The 17,439-nt window shown below is 61.5% G+C and carries 20 protein-coding genes; 6 read left to right on the forward strand and 14 right to left on the reverse strand.

The window, feature by feature from the left end:
- Positions 1-124 precede the first annotated feature (124 nt).
- The 4 genes from NBH21_RS14265 (at position 125) to NBH21_RS14280 (ending at position 1,835) form a co-directional block, all read left to right on the forward strand.
- A complete protein-coding gene (locus tag NBH21_RS14265) occupies positions 125-463 on the forward strand; it encodes a hypothetical protein (RefSeq protein ID WP_250914037.1) in 339 nt (112 codons plus the stop codon).
- A 386-nt stretch (positions 464-849) separates the two neighbouring features.
- Complete coding sequence (locus NBH21_RS14270; RefSeq protein ID WP_007605510.1) at positions 850-1,059, forward strand: cold-shock protein; 210 nt, start codon at positions 850-852, stop codon at positions 1,057-1,059.
- 133 nt (positions 1,060-1,192) lie between these two features.
- On the forward strand, positions 1,193-1,417 hold the full coding sequence (locus tag NBH21_RS14275; RefSeq protein ID WP_250914254.1) for a hypothetical protein: 225 nt from the start codon (positions 1,193-1,195) through the stop codon (positions 1,415-1,417).
- A gap of 37 nt (positions 1,418-1,454) precedes the next feature.
- Positions 1,455-1,835: a DUF6481 family protein gene (locus tag NBH21_RS14280; protein ID WP_250914036.1), complete on the forward strand. Its 381-nt coding sequence runs from the start codon at positions 1,455-1,457 to the stop codon at positions 1,833-1,835.
- A gap of 53 nt (positions 1,836-1,888) precedes the next feature.
- Here the strand turns inward: NBH21_RS14280 and NBH21_RS14285 are convergent, their stop codons facing one another.
- Positions 1,889-3,142 (reverse strand): aminopeptidase, encoded by a 1,254-nt coding sequence (locus NBH21_RS14285; RefSeq protein ID WP_250914035.1) that lies wholly within the window; start codon positions 3,140-3,142, stop codon positions 1,889-1,891.
- Positions 3,143-3,316: 174 nt separating this feature from the next.
- On the opposite strand from NBH21_RS14285, the gene NBH21_RS14290 reads away from it, so the two are divergent.
- Positions 3,317-4,093 carry a hypothetical protein gene (locus NBH21_RS14290; protein WP_250914034.1) on the forward strand — a complete coding sequence of 259 codons (777 nt, stop codon included), beginning with the start codon at positions 3,317-3,319 and terminating at the stop codon, positions 4,091-4,093.
- An 18-nt stretch (positions 4,094-4,111) separates the two neighbouring features.
- Here the strand turns inward: NBH21_RS14290 and ybaK are convergent, their stop codons facing one another.
- Both ybaK and NBH21_RS14300 read right to left on the reverse strand, forming a co-directional pair.
- Positions 4,112-4,585, reverse strand: coding sequence for a Cys-tRNA(Pro) deacylase (gene ybaK, locus NBH21_RS14295; protein WP_250914033.1), 474 nt, complete (start codon positions 4,583-4,585; stop codon positions 4,112-4,114).
- A gap of 8 nt (positions 4,586-4,593) precedes the next feature.
- On the reverse strand, positions 4,594-4,944 hold the full coding sequence (locus NBH21_RS14300; protein WP_250914032.1) for an ArsC family reductase: 351 nt from the start codon (positions 4,942-4,944) through the stop codon (positions 4,594-4,596).
- A gap of 141 nt (positions 4,945-5,085) precedes the next feature.
- Between NBH21_RS14300 and NBH21_RS14305 the strand changes: the two genes are divergently transcribed.
- Positions 5,086-5,607 (forward strand): MarR family winged helix-turn-helix transcriptional regulator, encoded by a 522-nt coding sequence (locus tag NBH21_RS14305; RefSeq protein WP_250914031.1) that lies wholly within the window; start codon positions 5,086-5,088, stop codon positions 5,605-5,607.
- 56 nt (positions 5,608-5,663) lie between these two features.
- Here NBH21_RS14305 and NBH21_RS26160 read toward each other — a convergent pair whose 3' ends face one another.
- The 11 genes from NBH21_RS26160 to NBH21_RS14360 form a co-directional block, all read right to left on the reverse strand.
- Positions 5,664-6,617, reverse strand: coding sequence for a sensor domain-containing diguanylate cyclase (locus NBH21_RS26160; RefSeq protein WP_250914030.1), 954 nt, complete (start codon positions 6,615-6,617; stop codon positions 5,664-5,666).
- A 227-nt stretch (positions 6,618-6,844) separates the two neighbouring features.
- Entirely contained in the window at positions 6,845-8,407 is a 1,563-nt protein-coding gene (guaA, locus tag NBH21_RS14315; protein ID WP_250914029.1) for a glutamine-hydrolyzing GMP synthase, read from the reverse strand.
- Positions 8,408-8,602: 195 nt separating this feature from the next.
- Positions 8,603-9,241 carry a 5'-methylthioadenosine/S-adenosylhomocysteine nucleosidase gene (locus NBH21_RS14320; protein WP_250914028.1) on the reverse strand — a complete coding sequence of 213 codons (639 nt, stop codon included), beginning with the start codon at positions 9,239-9,241 and terminating at the stop codon, positions 8,603-8,605.
- Entirely contained in the window at positions 9,238-9,687 is a 450-nt protein-coding gene (locus tag NBH21_RS14325) for a PaaI family thioesterase (protein WP_099056305.1), read from the reverse strand. The genes NBH21_RS14320 and NBH21_RS14325 overlap by 4 nt, the downstream gene beginning before the upstream one ends.
- Positions 9,688-9,767: 80 nt before the next feature.
- Positions 9,768-10,220, reverse strand: coding sequence for a TspO/MBR family protein (locus NBH21_RS14330; protein WP_250914027.1), 453 nt, complete (start codon positions 10,218-10,220; stop codon positions 9,768-9,770).
- Between the two features lie 60 nt (positions 10,221-10,280).
- Complete coding sequence (locus NBH21_RS14335; RefSeq protein WP_250914026.1) at positions 10,281-11,369, reverse strand: DUF1513 domain-containing protein; 1,089 nt, start codon at positions 11,367-11,369, stop codon at positions 10,281-10,283.
- Between the two features lies 1 nt (position 11,370).
- Positions 11,371-12,471 (reverse strand): imelysin family protein, encoded by a 1,101-nt coding sequence (locus NBH21_RS14340; protein WP_250914025.1) that lies wholly within the window; start codon positions 12,469-12,471, stop codon positions 11,371-11,373.
- A complete protein-coding gene (locus NBH21_RS14345) occupies positions 12,468-14,003 on the reverse strand; it encodes a di-heme oxidoreductase family protein (protein WP_250914024.1) in 1,536 nt (511 codons plus the stop codon). The genes NBH21_RS14340 and NBH21_RS14345 overlap by 4 nt, the downstream gene beginning before the upstream one ends.
- A gap of 49 nt (positions 14,004-14,052) precedes the next feature.
- Positions 14,053-15,333, reverse strand: coding sequence for an imelysin family protein (locus tag NBH21_RS14350; RefSeq protein ID WP_250914023.1), 1,281 nt, complete (start codon positions 15,331-15,333; stop codon positions 14,053-14,055).
- A gap of 148 nt (positions 15,334-15,481) precedes the next feature.
- Entirely contained in the window at positions 15,482-16,771 is a 1,290-nt protein-coding gene (locus tag NBH21_RS14355; RefSeq protein ID WP_250914022.1) for an RsmB/NOP family class I SAM-dependent RNA methyltransferase, read from the reverse strand.
- A gap of 108 nt (positions 16,772-16,879) precedes the next feature.
- The gene (locus NBH21_RS14360) at positions 16,880-17,242 is read right to left on the reverse strand and encodes a septal ring lytic transglycosylase RlpA family protein (RefSeq protein ID WP_113446997.1); all 363 of its coding nucleotides are present in this window, start codon (positions 17,240-17,242) and stop codon (positions 16,880-16,882) included.
- Positions 17,243-17,439 lie beyond the last annotated feature (197 nt).

Below are 17,439 nucleotides of genomic sequence, written 5' to 3' on the forward strand. Positions count from 1 at the left end.
AGCGGCGTGTGACGGCTGGTGTTTAATTTCGTCGTTTCGTTCACTATTTTGGATGCCGATAAGGTTTAATAGTGTGGCGCGGGATGTCCTGGACCCCGATTCATGCGCCAAGGAGAAACATGTCATGAAGAAAACTTCTGCCGCCCTTTTTGCCGGTCTTGCGCTGCTGACCTCCGGCGCACTTCCCGCTTTTGCCGATGACGGCCTGTCCTCCATTCTGTTCGGCAGGAGCTACAATGACGGCGTGACTGCAGTCCAGATCGTGCATCGGCCCAGCCACGCTGGCGATAGCCTGCCTCAGGCTGTGCTGTATGCGACGCCGGCCCGTATTCGACAGGCTCAGGCGATGATCATGAACGACCCCAACCTTCTGTCAGCCCTGGAGCGACGCAATATCAGCCCGCGCAATGTGGTCTGGGTGCAGACTGCCATGAACGGCGGCAAGATCGTCTACTATTACTGAGTGAGTTTTGCTCGATAGTCGATCTCCCTTCCGCGGTGGTAGCGACGGGGACGAAGTGTCCGTGTCGCTCCGTTTCCTGCTGGTGCAAGTCGGTGTCCGGATGGCCCATCCGGTGGGATTGCCAGCGGTTGCAGCCAAGCCGGCATGACGGCGCGCGACCGGGCGGCCGGAGCGCCCGATGGGATCAAAAGGCGCAATCGAAAAACCAAAGGTTGACAATTGGTGCGCCTGTCTCTATTTACAGTTTATCGATGTTTGCTTGCTGAGCTTTGGTTACCGCGCATTTGACATCTGCGCCCTGAACGAACCTTCCTTTCAAAAATCGCTATCTTAATCCGCAGCGCATCCGCGTTGTGGTCACTCAATATGCTATGAAAGGGTTCATCATGACCACTGGCACAGTTAAATGGTTTAATTCCACCAAGGGCTTCGGCTTCATTCAGCCTGACAATGGCGGCCCGGACGCATTCGTCCATATCTCCGCCGTTGAACGCGCTGGCATGCGCGAAATCGTCGAGGGCCAGAAGATCGGCTACGACATGGAGCGCGACAACAAGTCCGGCAAGATGTCGGCCTGCAATCTCCAGGCTGCTTAAATCGGTATCTGCTTTCCTTTGACCACGGATGTACTGGCACTGTCGAAAGCATGATCCCAACGAAGGTCAGGCCAATAGCCTGGCCTTTTTTATTGCCGCTCGCTGAGCCGAGCCGCGGAGAGTGAGGATGAGCATGACAGAGACGCACAGCAAATCCCGCCAGCAGGCAGAAATTGCCTTTGGCAGGGAGCAATCGCAATTCTTCGCACGTGAACGCGCTTTCGAAGAACTCGACACGATCGTGCTTGCTCGCGAGGAAAAGACCCTGCGGTTGCGGGAAGCCCGCCTTGCCAAGGAATTGCAGGATAGCATGAAGTCGAAGACCGGCCCCGTTTCGAAACGTGTCAGAAAGGCCTGACCTTCGGTCGGCTCGACACCCCAACTGGAATAGAGATTTGAGAAATATCAGAAATAACGAAGTTTCCGAGCGTCGCGGCAGCGCTGCCGACGCGAAAGCAGCTCTTCTTCAGGCGTATCGTGCTGCCAAGGCGGCAGCGGAGCCGACCCAGCTTGCCCGTCAGGCTGAGCGCGTGGCCATCGCGGCAGCCCGCGAGGGACGACGCGCCGAGCGTGAACGTGTAAAGACCGAGGAACGGGAGCGTATCCGCGCCGAGGCGGAGGAGCGTGAAGCCGCGATTGCGGCAGCCGCACGCGCCGAGATAGATGCGCGCGAAGCAGCTGAAAAGAACCGCATTTCCCGGGTGCTGGAAGACGAGGCGGCGCGCAAGGCCGAACGCGACCGTCGCTATGCCAATCGTAAGGCGAGACAGGCCTGATGGCTGATCTCCGGCCTCGACAGAGATCGAGGCCGGCCCTTATCCCCTGATACTCAGGCCCACTCGCCCTTGCGCATGACAGGCACGCGCGCGCCATCGGCGCTGATACCGTCGATATCAACCTTGTCGGAACCGATCATCCAGTCGATGTGGATCAGGCTGGAATTGCCGCCCTGTGCCTTGATCTGTTCGGGGCTGAGCGAGGCGCCGTCGAGGAAGCACTTCGAATAGCACTGGCCGAGCGCGATGTGGCAGGAGGCGTTCTCATCGAACAGGGTGTTGTAGAACAGAATGCCCGAGGCCGATATCGGCGACGAGTGCGGCACCAGCGCCACCTCGCCGAGACGACGTGCCCCCTCGTCGGTGTCCAGCACCTTGTTCAGCACTTCCGCACCCCTGGAAGCCTTCGCCTCGACGATCCTGCCGCCCTCGAAGCGGACCTGGATATTGTCGATCAGCGTGCCCTGATGGGAAAGCGGCTTGGTGCTGGACACTGTTCCCTCGACCTTCAGCGCATGCGGCGTGGTGAACACCTCTTCGGTCGGGATGTTCGGATTGCAGGTCACGCCATTCTTGGCGGTCGATGCGCCGCCATGCCATTCATGGCCGTCCGCAAGGCCGACGGTCAGGTCCGTGCCGGGACCGGTGAAATGCAGCGCGGCGAAGCGTTCGCCGTTCAGCCAGCCGGAACGCTTGCGAAGGTTGGCGTTGTGGGTGGCCCAGGCAGCAATGGGATCGGCTTCATCGACGCGCGAAGCGGCGAAGATTGCGTCTGCGAGCCTGGCGACGGCTTCCGCGATCGGCAGGTCGGGGAAAACCAGCTTTGCCCAGGAGGGGTTCGGATAGGAGCAGATGTTCCAGTTGATATCGAAATTGGAGATATGCTCCAGCGCCGGCTTGTAGGCGATCGAATTGGCCTTGTTGGCGCGGGCGACCTTGGCCGGATCCTGAGCCGAGAGCAGCATCGGATTGTCTCCGGCGACCGCAAGGCGGGCAGCACCCTTCTGATAGGCCTTCGCCATGCCCTCGTAGAGCCAGTCGGATGCCCGGTCGAAGCTGCCATCCGGCGCATTTTCATAGCGCGCAAGAGTTGCCACTTCGTCGGCATAAAAGGTTGAGACGAGGCCGGCGCCGGCTTTGTAGGCATGCTGCGTGATGAGGCGCACCAGCGGCAGGGCGGCGAGCGGCGCGGTGATCACCAGATCCTGATCCCGCTGCAACTGCAGGCCGACCTTGACCGCGACTTCGGCGAGTTTATCGAGGCGGACAGGGTCGACGGCAGTTTCGAATTCGGGCAGGAATGTCATGGAATTAGGCCTGATGGTTGTTTGCATTGAAGATCTCAACGTAGATTGCTTTGAGGCGAAATTGAAGCGCGGGGGTGGAAAAATGGCGAAAGGCAAGACCAGGGCGACGGCAAGGGTCCGGCAGTCCGGTATCTGGCCGGGGCAACCTTTTCACTGCTGCTGGCGACGGCGCCTGTGTTCTTGAACGCCGCCTCGGCAAGCGAATTCCGCATGACGATGTTCGGCCATGAGGTGACGATTGACAGCAATGACGATGGCGAGACGCTCAAGGTCGATGGCAAGGCGCTTCACACCAACATCTATGTCTCGGTCACGCAGGTCGCGCTCGTTGCCGGCATGCCGGTAGTGATCGGCGATTCCTCGGCTGGCGGTAATGCCTGTGCCGGCTCGCCTTTTGTCCTGATGTTGCCGAAGGGCGGCGCTCCGAACTTCGAAGAGCCGCTCGATACCTGCATGCCGGTCACGGCGAAGGAGGAAGAGAGCAGGCTGGTCTTCGAAGCACCACCCTTGCCGGGTCGGGACGGCGAACGCTGGAGCTGGGATCCGACCGGCGGCTTCAAGACGCTGGATGCGGTGGCCTTCGTGCCGGATGCGGCCAAGGGGTGGCGGGAACTTGCGGCAGCCGCTCCCGGCCATCCCGGCGATCTCTTCGGCTACGCCGAGATCGCCACGCAGATGGAAGGCATGCTCGGTAACGACGCGGAAAACTACAAGCAGATCATCACCGGCGTCGGCAGCGGTGAGATGAAGAACGGTTTCTATATCGGCACCGCTTGCCAGCCGCACAATTGCGGTGGCGTCGAGGCGCTGGTGGCGGCCGATCCCGCCACGACGCGGGTCTATCTCGCGTGGAAGCCGCAGGACCAGAAGATTATCGTCCGGCCGGAGGTCAAGGAATGGCCTGTCACGGCCAGGGACGCTCTGAGGGACTGGGCCGCGACCTGGAAGTAAGGTGCGGCTTACGGCAACTCAGGCGACGACGGGGGCGGCAACCGCTCCCAGCGCGCGCTGAACATCCTTCGGGTCAAGCTTCACCTGCAGCCCGCGCTGGCCGCCGTTGATGAAGACATGCGGCTCATCGAGCGCGGCGATCTCGATTGCGGTCGGCACCTTCTTCTTCTGGCCGAAGGGGCTGATGCCGCCGACGACATAGCCGGTGAGTTTCTCCGCCATGGCGGGCTTCATCATCGCCGCCGACTTGCCGCCAAGGGCAGAGGCAAGCTTCTTCATGCTGACCTCCCTGTCGGAGGGAACGACGACGCAGACCGGCTTGCCATCGAGTTCGGCCATCAGCGTCTTCAACACGCGACGAGGCTCTTCGCCAATCGCTTCCGCTGCCTGCATCCCGATCCGCTCGGCATCCGGGTCGTATTGATAGGTGTGAACGGTGAAGGCGATGCCTTCCTTGGCGAGCGCCTGCGTGGCGCGAGTGGTCTTCGACATGGCAGTTCTTACTCCGCAAGGAAGCGTTCGTAGGTTTCTGGCTTGAAGCCGATCAGCAGCCGGCCGTCCTTTTCCAGAACGGGTCGCTTGATCATCGATGGCTGCTCCAACATCAGTTCGATGGCTCGCGCCTCGTCCAGATTTTCCCGCGCCGCATCCGGCAGCTTGCGGAAGGTCGTGCCGGCCCGATTGAGAACGGTTTCCCACCCCGCTTCGCGGCACCAGCGCTCGAGATGCGGCCGGTCGATGCCGGAAGCCTTATAGTCGTGGAAGGCATATTCCACCCCGTGCTCGTCCAGAAAGACACGGGCCTTCTTCATGGTGTCGCAATTCTTGATGCCGTAGATCGTGGTGGGCATGGTTCGGCTTTATCCCTGACTCGTGATCGGTTGCAGATAGCATGGCGGAGGGTGAAGGAAAATGAGGCCGGCTCAAACCTTTCCATCGCTCATAGCTGTCATTCGCGGGCAATATATGCAATATACATATAGAGGTGCCGCGTGATCGACGAGAAAGAGAAATTCAGGTTTGAAAACATCTTCGGAGCGATGAGTCTTGCTCTCGTCGACAAGATGGAGCGGGCTTTTTCTACCGAGACGGGGCTTGGTCCCAGCGCGGTTGCCGCGATCATCCAGATAGGTCTTGGCTCCGGGCATACGGTCGAGGCGCTCCGCCGGATCATCGGCCTTTCCCATTCCGCCACGGTCAGGCTGATTGACCAGCTGGAAGGCGACGATCTGGTTCGTCGGGGAGAGCCGATGGAGGGTGACCGTCGCGCCAAGACGTTGACCCTAACGGAGAAGGGCCGGTCACTCTATGAGCGGAGCGTTCAGGCGCGCCGAAGCGTGACGGACCGCGCCTTTGCAGCGTTGAGCGAGGAGGAAATTCATCTGCTCGGCCATCTGGCCGAAAAGGTGCTGCCCGCCCTCGTCGATCTAGGTGACGACCAGAACGTCGTCTGCCGCGTCTGCGATGAAAACGTCTGCGTGCGCGATCGCTGTCCGATCAGTTTCATGAGTTGATTCGTCGCATTCTCTGTTCTTCCACACGAATACCGGCTCAGGACGGGTGCCGGGAATCAGGCGAGTGCCGCGAGAGCTTCCCGGGGACCGGCCAGCGTCACGCGGTTCCGGCCGCCTTCCTTGGCGGCATAGAGCGCGTGATCGGAGCGGCGGATCATGTTATCAAGCGTCTCGTCCGCGTCGTTGGAACATATGACGCCGGCGCTGACTGTCAGGTGCAGACGGAGGCCATTGGGCTGGCCGAACTCCAGAACCTGAATGCTGCGCCGGACCATTTCCGCAATCGCCCCCGAGCGGACGAGGCCTGTTTCCGGCATGAACAGGATGAATTCCTCCCCGCCCCAGCGCGCCAGCAGATCGTCGGCCTGAGTCACCGATTTCAGAACATCGGCGAACTCGCAGATCACCGTGTCGCCGACATCGTGTCCATACTGGTCGTTGATCGCCTTGAAGTGATCGACATCGAACAGCACGATGGAAACGGGCGCGTGAATGTCCCGGCAACGAGCAATTTCCGGTGCAGCCAGATTGGTGAAGGCGCGGCGATTGTTGAGGCCGGACAGCGGGTCTGTGTTTGCCAGTCGTTCCAGCTCGTGCTGGTATCCATGCCGCTCGGTGAGATCCCGCAGAACGGCGACGAAGATCATGCCGTTTTCGGCGCGCATGCGCAGGATCGTCGCGCCGAGATTGACCTCCGTCCCGTCCGCCCGGTAGCCGACAATGAAGGAGCTGCGGCTTCCCATGTAACGCGCATCGGTCGGCCCGCTTGCGAAGTCCAAGAGGTGATGGTGATGATTTTTCCGGTAGCGCGGAGGGAGAATGACTTCCAGCGGCCGGCCGATGAGCCTTTCGGGCGCGTGCAGGAAAAGGCCTTCTATCGATGGGTTGCAGTATCGGATGATCCCCTGCTCGTCGAGCGCAATGATCCCGTCTTCCATTTCCGTCACGATCTTGCGGAAAATATAGTCGCTTACGGAAAGCGGGGGCGTGCCGATGGATGCGATAGTCACCGTGACTGGTCCTTGCCTGTGTCGTCAGCATCAACCCGGTTGCCGTGGCCGGAACGCAACCGGATTCCTTAAGTCTATACTTCCACAAGGTCCTAAGGCAGCATCAACACGCATAGATTTGTGTGACCGAACGCCGCTCCCGGAACCTTTTATAACCACAATAAGCATTGCGGCCGGAAACAGGGTTCCCGGCCGCAATGCTTTTTAACAATGATGATCGGTTGGGATCACTCCCACTCGATGGTGCCCGGGGGCTTCGAGGTTACGTCGTAGACGACGCGGTTGATGCCGCGCACTTCGTTGATGATGCGGGTCGCGGCGCGGCCGAGGAATTCCATGTCATAGTGATAGAAATCCGCGGTCATGCCATCGACGGAGGTCACGGCGCGCAGCGCGCAGACGAATTCGTAGGTACGACCGTCACCCATGACACCGACGGTCTGGACCGGCAGCAGCACTGCGAAAGCCTGCCAGATCGCGTCGTAGAGGCCTGCCTTGCGGATCTCGTCGAGATAGATGGCATCGGCTTCGCGCAGGATGTCGAGTTTTTCACGGGTAACGCCGCCGGGGCAGCGGATGGCGAGGCCCGGCCCCGGGAAGGGGTGACGGCCGATGAAGCTGTCCGGCAGGCCGAGTTCGCGGCCGAGCACACGGACCTCGTCCTTGAACAGTTCGCGCAGCGGTTCGACGAGCTTCATGTTCATGCGGTCGGGCAGACCGCCGACATTGTGGTGTGACTTGATGGTGACCGAGGGGCCGCCGGTGAAGGAGACGCTCTCGATCACGTCGGGATAGAGCGTGCCCTGGCCGAGGAATTCCGCGCCGCCAAGCTTCTTGGCCTCTTCCTCGAAAGTTTCGATGAACAGGCGGCCGATGATCTTGCGCTTGGTTTCCGGGTCGCTGACACCTTCCAGTTCGCCGACAAAGCGGTCGACGGCGTCGACGTGGATGAGGTGCAGGTTGTAGTGTTCCTTGAACATGGCGACGACGTTGGCCGCCTCGTCCTTGCGCATCAGGCCGTGGTCGACGAGGATGCAGGTGAGATTGTCGCCGACGGCCTCGTGGATCAGCAGCGCGGCAACGGAAGAGTCAACGCCGCCGGAAAGCGCGCAGATGACCTTCTTGTCGCCGACCTGATCGCGGATCTGCTGGACGGCCTTGGCGCGGTAGGCGGACATCGTCCAGTCGCCCTTGATGCCGGCGATGTTGTGCACGAAATTGCCGATCAGCTTGGCGCCATCCGGCGTGTGCACCACTTCCGGATGGAACTGCACGGCGTAATACTTGCGCTTCTCATCGGCGATGAAGGCGAAGGGTGCGTTGGAAGAAGTGGCGACCACCTCGAAGCCCGGCGGGATCGCGGTGACACGGTCGCCGTGGGACATCCATACCTGATGGCGCGAACCGGAGGACCAGAGCCCCTCGAACAGCGCGCATTCCTTGTCGATCTCAAGGAAGGCGCGGCCGAATTCGCGGTGATGGCCACCCTCGACCTTGCCGCCGAGCTGCATGCACATCGTCTGCTGGCCGTAGCAGATGCCGAAGATCGGCAGGCCGCTGTCGAAGATCACCTGCGGCGCGCGCGGGCTTCCCTCGTCGAGGGTCGATGCCGGGCTGCCGGACAGGATCACTGCCTTGGGCTTCAGCCGGGCGAAGCCTTCCTCGGCGGACTGGAAGGGAACGATCTCGCAATAGACGCCCGCTTCGCGGACGCGCCGGGCGATGAGCTGTGTCACCTGGCTGCCGAAATCGATGATGAGAACGCTGTCGGGATGTGCTGTCTGGGTCATGGCGAGCCTTTAAAGAAAAGCGGCGGTTCTTTCAATCGAAGAATTGTGCCGATTGTCCGTAATTCGGGCGTGTCAGAGCGTTTCCGGCGATAACAAAATCGCCTCCAATGCTCTATCTCGTAATTTTTTCGCAATTCCGGACGCAAAACCGGTTCCCACTTTTACTGGAATTGCTTTAGCGCTCTTTTCCGTGGTTCAGAACCAGAAGACGCCATCTTCCAGTGCGTCGAACAGCCCGTCGACAGCCAGCGACAGCTTCCTGTCGACCACATGCAGGTATTGTTTCCAGTCGTCGACATGGGCGAGGTCCTCGCGGCCGTCGGAAATGCCCCTGAGCCCGATCAGGGGCAGGTTGAAGGCATGACAGGCGCGAAGCACGGCAAAGGTTTCCATGTCGACCATATCGGCCGAGATCGACTGGTAGGCCGGACCGGAGACGATGTTCGCGCCGGTGGAAAGGCTTGCCGCCGGAATGCCGGGAATGCGCAGCGGCAGTTCGACAGCCGCCGGAAGGTCGAGAAAGGGTGTGCGACCCTTCTCGAAACCGAGCGGCGAAGCATCCATGTCCCGGTAGGCGACCGACGAGACCTGATAGACCTCGGTCTGTTCCAGCCTGTTTGACCCGGCGGAGCCGAGCGAAACGATGAGATCTGGGCGTTCGTCCTCTTCCTCCAGCTTTGCCAGCGTCCGCGTCAGCACGATCGCCGCTTCCACCGGGCCCACGCCGGTCATCAGCGGATCGATGCGCGAACGCAGGAAAGGCCCGTATTCCGCATCCACCGCCATGACGAAGAGGACGGACTTGCCTGAAACCGACTTGAGTTCGAATGTCATCCGGAAATACCTTCTCGACCCCGAACGACCATCATCGTGCTGGTCATCGAGGCTATCAGCTTGGCGGGACCGTCGCTGAGCGCGTAGCCGCGCCCGTCCGCGACGATGATGGTCGAGCCGGGCTTGGTGATCTCACCGCGGAACAGGAAGCGCTCGCCGCGTCCCGGTGACATCAGGTTCACCTTGAATTCGATCGTCAGCATGGCGGCCTCGGCGTCGATCACCGTATAGGCCGCATAATTGCAGGCGGTATCGAGCGCCGCCGAGATCACGCCTGCATGCAGGATGCCGTGCTGCTGCGTCAGCTTCTCGTCGAAGGGCAGTTCTATCTCGACCACGCCCTGGTTGATGCGGGTGAGTTCCGCACCGAGCGTGCGCATGGCGCCCTGGCGGCCAAAGCTCTGCCGGATCCGCTCGCTCACCCCGTCGCTGTTGATTTCACTCATAAGTCAGGCCCCTCTCGCAGGTGCGAAATTGGCACGCCCCATGCGCTTCGGCAAGCGGCAGAAGAGGGCGAAATCCAAAATCAGTTCATCAAGAAGATCGATGCGTTGAGCAGCGTCGCAAAGGCGACCCATAACGCGTAAGGGGCAAACAGGAGGCTCGCCGGACGGTCGATCGGTTCTGCCTGCTGCATGAAGCCGAGAATGGCAAGAAGCATGACGACGATGACGATCAGCGCCAGCCCCGGAGCTTGCAGACCGAAGAAGGTGGGCGACCAGACCAGATTGAGGATCATCTGCGCAAACCAGATCTGCATGGCGGCGGACGCCGGCGCCTTTTCCCATATGCGTGCGCCGGCAATGGCAATCAGCACGTAAAGCACGGTCCAGACCGGCGCGAAAATCCATGATGGTGGATTGAAGAACGGTTTTGCCAGCGACTGGTACCACTCTCCCGGCATGTTGGAGAGGCCGGAAAGCACGCCGAAGCCGACGACGACAACGATGAAGACCAGATGGATGATGAGCCTGCGCATGGAAGGAAGATAGCGCGCTGGCGCCGTCCGCCAAGATGCGGACCGACAAACATGAAGTGATTAGCCGGCGGCGATGCGGACGATATGCTGGTCCCAGGCGACCGGGCTGCGGGTTTTCTCGAAACTGCCGTCATAGGAAGAAACGGCAAAGCCCTCCTTGCCGGCGGCGATGCCTGCTGCGTCGGCAACTCTCGCCTGCGAGATCACCTTGCCGGTCTTCGCATCGAGCGTCACCGTGAAGCCACCTTGGGGCGACGCCAACCCGACCAGCCCCTTGCCGCGGTTGACGGCGATGGCCCCGACATAATTTCCAAGCCCCGTCGTCGTCTCTTCGGGAAGATCGATGAAGGTGACATCTTCTCCCCGGGCAAAATGGCCGACGAGCGGCGGCAGGTCGTTGCGCGGGCCTTCATATTGGCAGGCGAACCAGACGCGCCCGTCGGCAGAGATGTCGAGATGGCGGGTGGAGAGCTGACGCAGCTTGTCCGGCATCGCATGCTTCTCGATGAGTTCGCCGGTTTTTGCGTCGGCGATGACCAGCGACGGCTCCATGTGATCGAGATTGAGCTTGGTGCGGCCGAAATCGGGATGGGTCTCGATGCCGCCATTGGCGATAAGGAGAAACCGGCCGTCATCGCTGACCGTCATGTCATGGGTGCCGACGCCATGTGCGGGAAATTCTCCAACGCGGCGGAAACCGTCACGGGCATCATAGACGCCGATCATGCCGCGATTGGCGTCGAAATCGTTCTCGCTGGCGTAAAGCAGGCGGCCATCCGGCGAAAAGCTGCCATGCCCGAAGAAATGGCGGTTCTCCGGCGCGGAGATGATGACGGGTTCCGTACGCTTCAGGCTGTCGAAGATAACGGCAAAGGTGCCGGGGCGGCGGGCAAAGGCGACGGTCAGCCCCGTTGCGGCACTATGGCCGAGGCCGTGGATGCGGTCCGGCAGCCGTATTTCGTCGATGAAGGTTCCGTCCTCGCTGACGAGACCGATACCGTAATGGCCGTCCGGAGCGCGAAAGCCGGAGGCGAAAACGGCGTCCGTCCGCTCCAGCGCAAAGGCCGCGCGCGGCGTCAGCGATTGCAGGAAGGCAAGGCCGGCGGCCTTGACGAAGAGACGCCGATCGATCAGCGCGCGCCGGGCCATGTCAATCCCCGTCGGAGAAGGAGAAGCCCGCGCCGAGCCCCACGGCGCCGCCATAATCGTTGTTGAGGCGGAGGATCAGGTCCTTGCCGTTCAGGAGCAGGAAGTCGAGCTTTGCTCGCTGGGCAGGATCGGTGACCGCAACCTCGACGTCCGGATTGATGTCCATCGCTACGCGTTCCAGCGATTTGGCGACGAAATTGATCGACGAAACGGTGGAGCGGACGTCCTCGTTCAGCAACTCGACCATGTCGGAACTGTCGAGCAGCGTGCGGATGCCATCGATGTTGTCGGCGACCGATTTGAAGGTGTTCTGCGAACGCCAGTAGATCGCCTGTTTCGGGAAGGTGTTGTTGGCCTCGCCCTTGTAGAAGGTCTCGAGACGCTGGTCGCGCACGGCCTCGGCGCCATGCACCAGAATGCCGAGCAGGGCGGTGATCGCTTCCCGACCATCGCGGAAGACCGGATTGTCAGGTCCCGGATGCTTCCAAGCGTCCTGAATGCCGTCCGGCTTGTCCCAGATATCGACCAGTTCGCCACCGAGCCGTTCGAGATTGCCGGCAATCGCGGTGCCGTAACGGCAACGGAAGCCGTCCTTTTCGGTCGCAAGAACCTCCGAGCCGGTGCCGTAGAGCACGAATTCCAGCGCGCCCAGACCCTGCATAGCGACGCTCTTGTCCTTCAGCGTGTCGACGCTCGTTGCCGTTTCGTCAGGCTTGGCGAGAACCGCCTGCACCTGCTTCAGGCCGGTGCTCTTGCGGTCGGGATAAAACAGGATGCGCTCGAAGCGGTTATCCTCGATCACCGGGCCAATGCGAACGATTTCGATATGGGACCATGCGGTAACGGTTTCGCCAAAGGCAGTCTTTGCGGCATCGAGGTTCTGCTGCGAGGGTGCGGAGCAGAGCGTCTGCATGGCGGCGCCCATTGCATCTGCATGGTCGCGGAAATTGCGGTAGCCGGGGCGAATGAAGCCGTCGACTGCCTTCTCCAGCACGGTGGAAATGGCTTCCTCATGAAGTCTCGGCGCGGCGAGCGTAGCATCCTGCGCCGCGGCGGGTGTGGCAAGCATTGCGGCGAGGAGGAGAAGGGCATTCCGCTTCATAGGGACTCCAGAAAGGTGACGAGCGCCTTGCGTTCTTCGGGTGTCAGGCTGGCAAAACGATCACGGGCAGGCTGGGCTTCTCCCCCATGCCAGAGGATCGCTTCCGTGAGGTTGCGGGCCCGCCCGTCATGCAGGAAGAAGGTATGGCCGTTCACCACCTCGGTCAGGCCGATACCCCAGAGAGGAGGCGTCCGCCATTCCCGGCCGGAGGCGTCGCCGACCTGCTGGCCATCCGCCAGTCCATCGCCCATATCATGAAGCAGAAAGTCCGAATAGGGCCAGATGAGCTGGAACGACTGCGCCTTGTTCGCAGCATCCCGGCGGGTCACGTATTTCGGCGTGTGGCAGGAGGCGCAGCCGGCGCCGTAAAACAGCGACTTGCCCTTGAGCACCGTGGCATCGCCGACATTGCGGCGCGCCGGTACGGCGAGATTTTCCGAGTAGAAGGTGACGAGGTCGAGCACGGGATCCGGCGCTTCCGTATCGCCGAGCCGCGCCTGCACGCCGTTCGGCATGGAGCGGCATTTCTCCTGCGCTTCGGTGCAGTCACCATAGTGGCGGGGCGCATCGGGCGTCGAAATGCCGATATCGCCGGCAAATGCGCTCGAACTCTGGTCGCGAACCGAGGCGTTCTGCGCCTTCCAGCCGAAGCGGCCAAGCTTCATCTCGCCGGTCCGGTGATCGCGGGCGCGGGCGGCGCGGCCGGAAATGCCGTCGCCGTCGCGGTCATCGGGATCGGCCTTCGCCAGGATGTCGGCATCGGCAATGGCCTCGATCAGGCCGAGACCCGGCATCTGGTTGGCGACGCGTGGGGAAAGGGTCGTATCCGCTTCGAGCGGCCCGTAATTCAGGTCCGCAACGCTATAGGCGGGCTTGCGCAGCATCGTGGTCTCGCCGCCCGCAAGCGTCACCGGCTCTTCCGTATAAGTGATGACCATCCGGCCCTCTGCCGGGATACCGGGCACGGCCATGTCCTGCAGCTGAGCGCCGTAGATGGTGTCTGGAAAATTGACCGCCTTGAGATCGGCGACCGCCTGGCGCTCCTCGTCGGTACGGGCCGGGCGGGCAAGCCGCAGGAACATCGATGTCGCGTCGGCATTGCCTTCCGGCGGCCGACCGCGCCCATCCTTCAGATGGCAGTTCTGGCAGGCGCGCGCATTGAACAGCGGACCCAGACCGTCGGAAGCCTGCGTGGACGAGGGGGAGGAAACCCAGAACTTGCGAAACAGCGCATTGCCGAGCTTGAAGGTCTCCTCCTCGGAGAAGGTGATATTGGCGGAAAAATGCGAGAAGGAGTCGCCGTTGATCGGCTTGGTCGACGTGCCGGCCCCGCCCTGCATCGGCTCGAACTGTTCCGGTTTGGAAAAATCAGTGGTTGGTTCGGTGACCTTGAGGACCCGTTTCAGGTCCTTGGCCGAGAGGTCGGTCCGTTGCGGGGGCGCTTCCTCGCCGGCCACCGGGGCCGTTAGGGCAATCGTGCAGAAGCCTGCGAGAAGGGCGCGTCTCATGGCGCGAAGCAAGGAACCGGGCATCGTCAATGTGACCGGGCCACCGGATGCTGTCCGGTGGCCCGCCTTTGTCTTATTGGAACACGGCGTTAGGATTATCGAGGCTGTCGGAACCTTCAAGCTCAACCGTGCCGAGATCCAGCGACGCAATGACGCGCTCGATGGTTTTCGTCTGGTCGATCAGGCCATCGATGGCGGCCTGTACGGTGGCGTTGCCTTCCGCATTGCCTTCGCCGATCATCTGGTCGTAGGCTTCCACGGTCTCGGCGCGCTTGGCCATGGCGTGCATCGCGTCGAGCGTCTTGGTGAGCTTCGCCTTCATTTCCGCATCGAGCGCCGGATCCTTGGCGGCGACGAGTTCCGAAAGCGACGGGCCGGTCAGCTTGGTGCCGTCGGCGCGGGTGTATTCGCCGGTATAGGCGGATGCGATGCCGATCGCATCGTTGAGATGCGAGTTGTGCGTGTTGTCCGAGAAGCAATCATGCTCTTCTTCCGGATCGTGCAGCAGCACGCCGAGCTTCATGCGCTCGCCGGCAAGCTCGCCGTAGGAGAGGGAGCCCATGCCGGTCAGGATGGCTGTGATGCCCGCCTTCGGGTCGGCTTCGACATGCTTGGTGGCTTCGCCGTCGGCAGCCCAGGCGGTGACCATGTCCTGCAGGTCGGAGACGAGCAGGGTGGAGGCGGCCTTGAGATAGGCGGCGCGGCGATCGCAATTGCCACCGGTGCAGTTCTTGGTGTCGTAGTCCGTGTAGGGGCGGTTGCCGGCCCCGGGACCGGTGCCGTTCAGGTCCTGGCCCCAGAGCAGGAATTCGATGGCATGGTAGCCGGTCGCGACGTTCGCTTCGATCTCGCCGGCTTCATGCAGCGTCTCGGAGAGGAATTCGGGCGTGATGTTGGTTGCGTCGACGTCCTTGCCGCCGATCTTGATGTGCTTGTTGGCAATCACGTTGGCGACGTAGAGCGAGTTCTCATCGCTTTCGGTACCGTAGGCAGCGTCGACATAGTCGATCAGGCCTTCATCCAGCGGCCAGGCGTTGACCTTGCCTTCCCAGTCATCGACGATCGGGTTGCCGAAGCGGTAGACTTCCGACTGCTGGTAGGGAACGCGTGCCTTGATCCAGGCGGCGCGCGCAGCCTTCAAGGTGTCTTCGCTCGGCGCGGCGATGAGGGCGTCGATTGCCGTATCCAGAGCCTTCGCGGTGTTGAGCGAATCCTCGTACTTCGCATGCGCCAGTTCGGCATAATGCTTGAGTACGGCGGCTTCGTCGGTCGCGGCGGCTGCCGGGCCGGCGACGAAGGCTGCCGAGGCAACCAGCAGCGCAAGCGAAGCGCCGATCACAGTTTTCCGGGTCATGGTCTCTCCTTTGACGCTTCGGCGCCAATCCCTTGAAACGAACGAGCCTGTCTTGGCGGAAAAATAAACTGGTGTCAAATAGTCTAGAAACAGCGCGTGGCGCTGTTTCTGACGTTTGTCAACCATGGGCCCGGGAGCGGCTGTTTTCTCAGGTCTTGCGTGTCATCCGGCAGAAGAAGAAACCATCGGTATCTGTCGAGGCGGGACTGAGCGTGATGGTGCGACCGTTCAACGACAGGGGGCGCGGCGCGGCGGCGCCAAACAGCTTGTCCCAGGTTTCGAGCGCGGGCGCGATCTCGAATTCCGGATTGTTTTCGCAAAAGGCCGTGACCTGCGCGTCGTTTTCCTCCGGCAGCAGCGAGCAGGTCACATAGATAAGCTGGCCGCCGGGGCGGACATAATCCGCCGCCTCGGTCAGCGCCTCCTGCTGCTGGCTGACGCGCTCCTGCAGATTGCGCGCCGTCAGACGCCATTTGGTGTCGGGTCGTCTGCGCCATGTGCCGGTGCCGGTGCAGGGCGCATCGACGAGAACGCGGTCGAACCGGCCCGTGAGGCCGCCGAGCGCCTTTAGGCTGTCATGAACCTGAACGTTATGGGTGCCGGCGCGCTTCAGCCGTTCGATGATCGGCGCGAGACGCTTGCGGTCGGCATCATAGGCGTGGACCTGACCCTTGTTGTGCATGGCCGCCGCCATGGCGAGCGTCTTGCCACCGCCGCCGGCGCAGAAGTCGAGCACCTGATCTCCCTCGCGGGGATCGACGAGATCGGCAACGATCTGGGAGCCCTCGTCCTGCACTTCGAACCAGCCCTTCTGGAAGCTGAGTTCGGCCGTGACGTTGGGAAGTCTCGACGGTCCCTCGCCGGCCGCGACCCTCATGCCGAAGCGTGCGATTGCCGCGGCTTGGGCGCCGGCGCGGTCGAGCGCCTTCAGGACCTTCTCGCGGGTTGATTTCAGGGTGTTGACGCGCAGATCGAGTGTCGGTCGTTCGGCAAGCGCCTTTGCTTCCGCAAGCCAGCCTTCGCCGAAGGCCTTCTCGAAGGAGGGTTCAACCCAATCCGGAATGTCACCCTGTATATGGAGTGGGGCGTCTTCCAGTCTGCGGCTGGAAAAGGCGGACAGATGGTCCGCCGTCAAAGGCTGGGGAGCGAAGTTGTCGCCGTCGAATTCGGCGGCCAAGGCTTCTGCGGTATAACCCCACTGACGCAGCAGCACCGACCACCCGAGTGCCGCGGCACTGTCGTCGTCCATCAGCCAGGCATGGGAAAGTTTCATGCGCAGGGCGTCATAGACGATGTTGCCGATGGCGGCGCGGTCGCCAGATCCGGCGAAACGATGGGCGAGCCCCCAGTCCTTCAACGCATCCGCAACCGGACGGCGGCGGGTTTCAATATCGTTCAGAACCTCGATCGCACCGGCAAGTCGGCCGCCCAGACGCATGTTCATTCTCCTCATTTCGAAGAGAGCGTGGTAGCGGCGAACGCGGGCAAGAGCAAGCGTCCCGCCTCAGAAGCGGTGCGTCGGCACCACTTTGCGGATATCAGCCAATCAGCCGATGACTTCGTAACAGACCTTGCCGTGGCCGGAACTGATCATGCCAATGTTCTGGGCTGCAGCCTTGGAGAGGTCGAGCACCCGGCCGCGGATGAACGGGCCGCGATCGTTGATGCGCACGACGACACTCTTGCCGTTCCTGGCGTTGGTGACCTTCAGCTTGGTGCCGAAGCGCAGCGACTTGTGGGCCGCAGTCAGATTCGACGGGTTCATACGTTCACCGGAAGCAGTCTTGGATCTGAGTGCATACCAGGATGCGCCACCGCATGAAGAGGCTGCATGAGCCGAGAGCGGGGCGAAAGCCGTGAGCGCGACAATCATTGCCGAGGTGAAGGTAGAGCGCCGGATCTTCGTCAATTTGCATTTCCCTTGTTGTTGAACTCCGCAAAGTTTTTGCGTGGCGGGGCTTAAGCATGGGAAAAAATGGCAAAAACGTGCCTCATGTCGATCACGTAACATTACAGACTGTAACATTCGTGATTACGCAACTCGAATCGTCGAATTAACGGTTTATAAATAATCCAGAAAAAATCGTTTATTTACAGGCGATAAAT

Origin of the sequence: Ciceribacter sichuanensis, assembly GCF_024055605.1 — a bacterium.
Taxonomy (GTDB): domain Bacteria; phylum Pseudomonadota; class Alphaproteobacteria; order Rhizobiales; family Rhizobiaceae; genus Allorhizobium; species Allorhizobium sichuanense.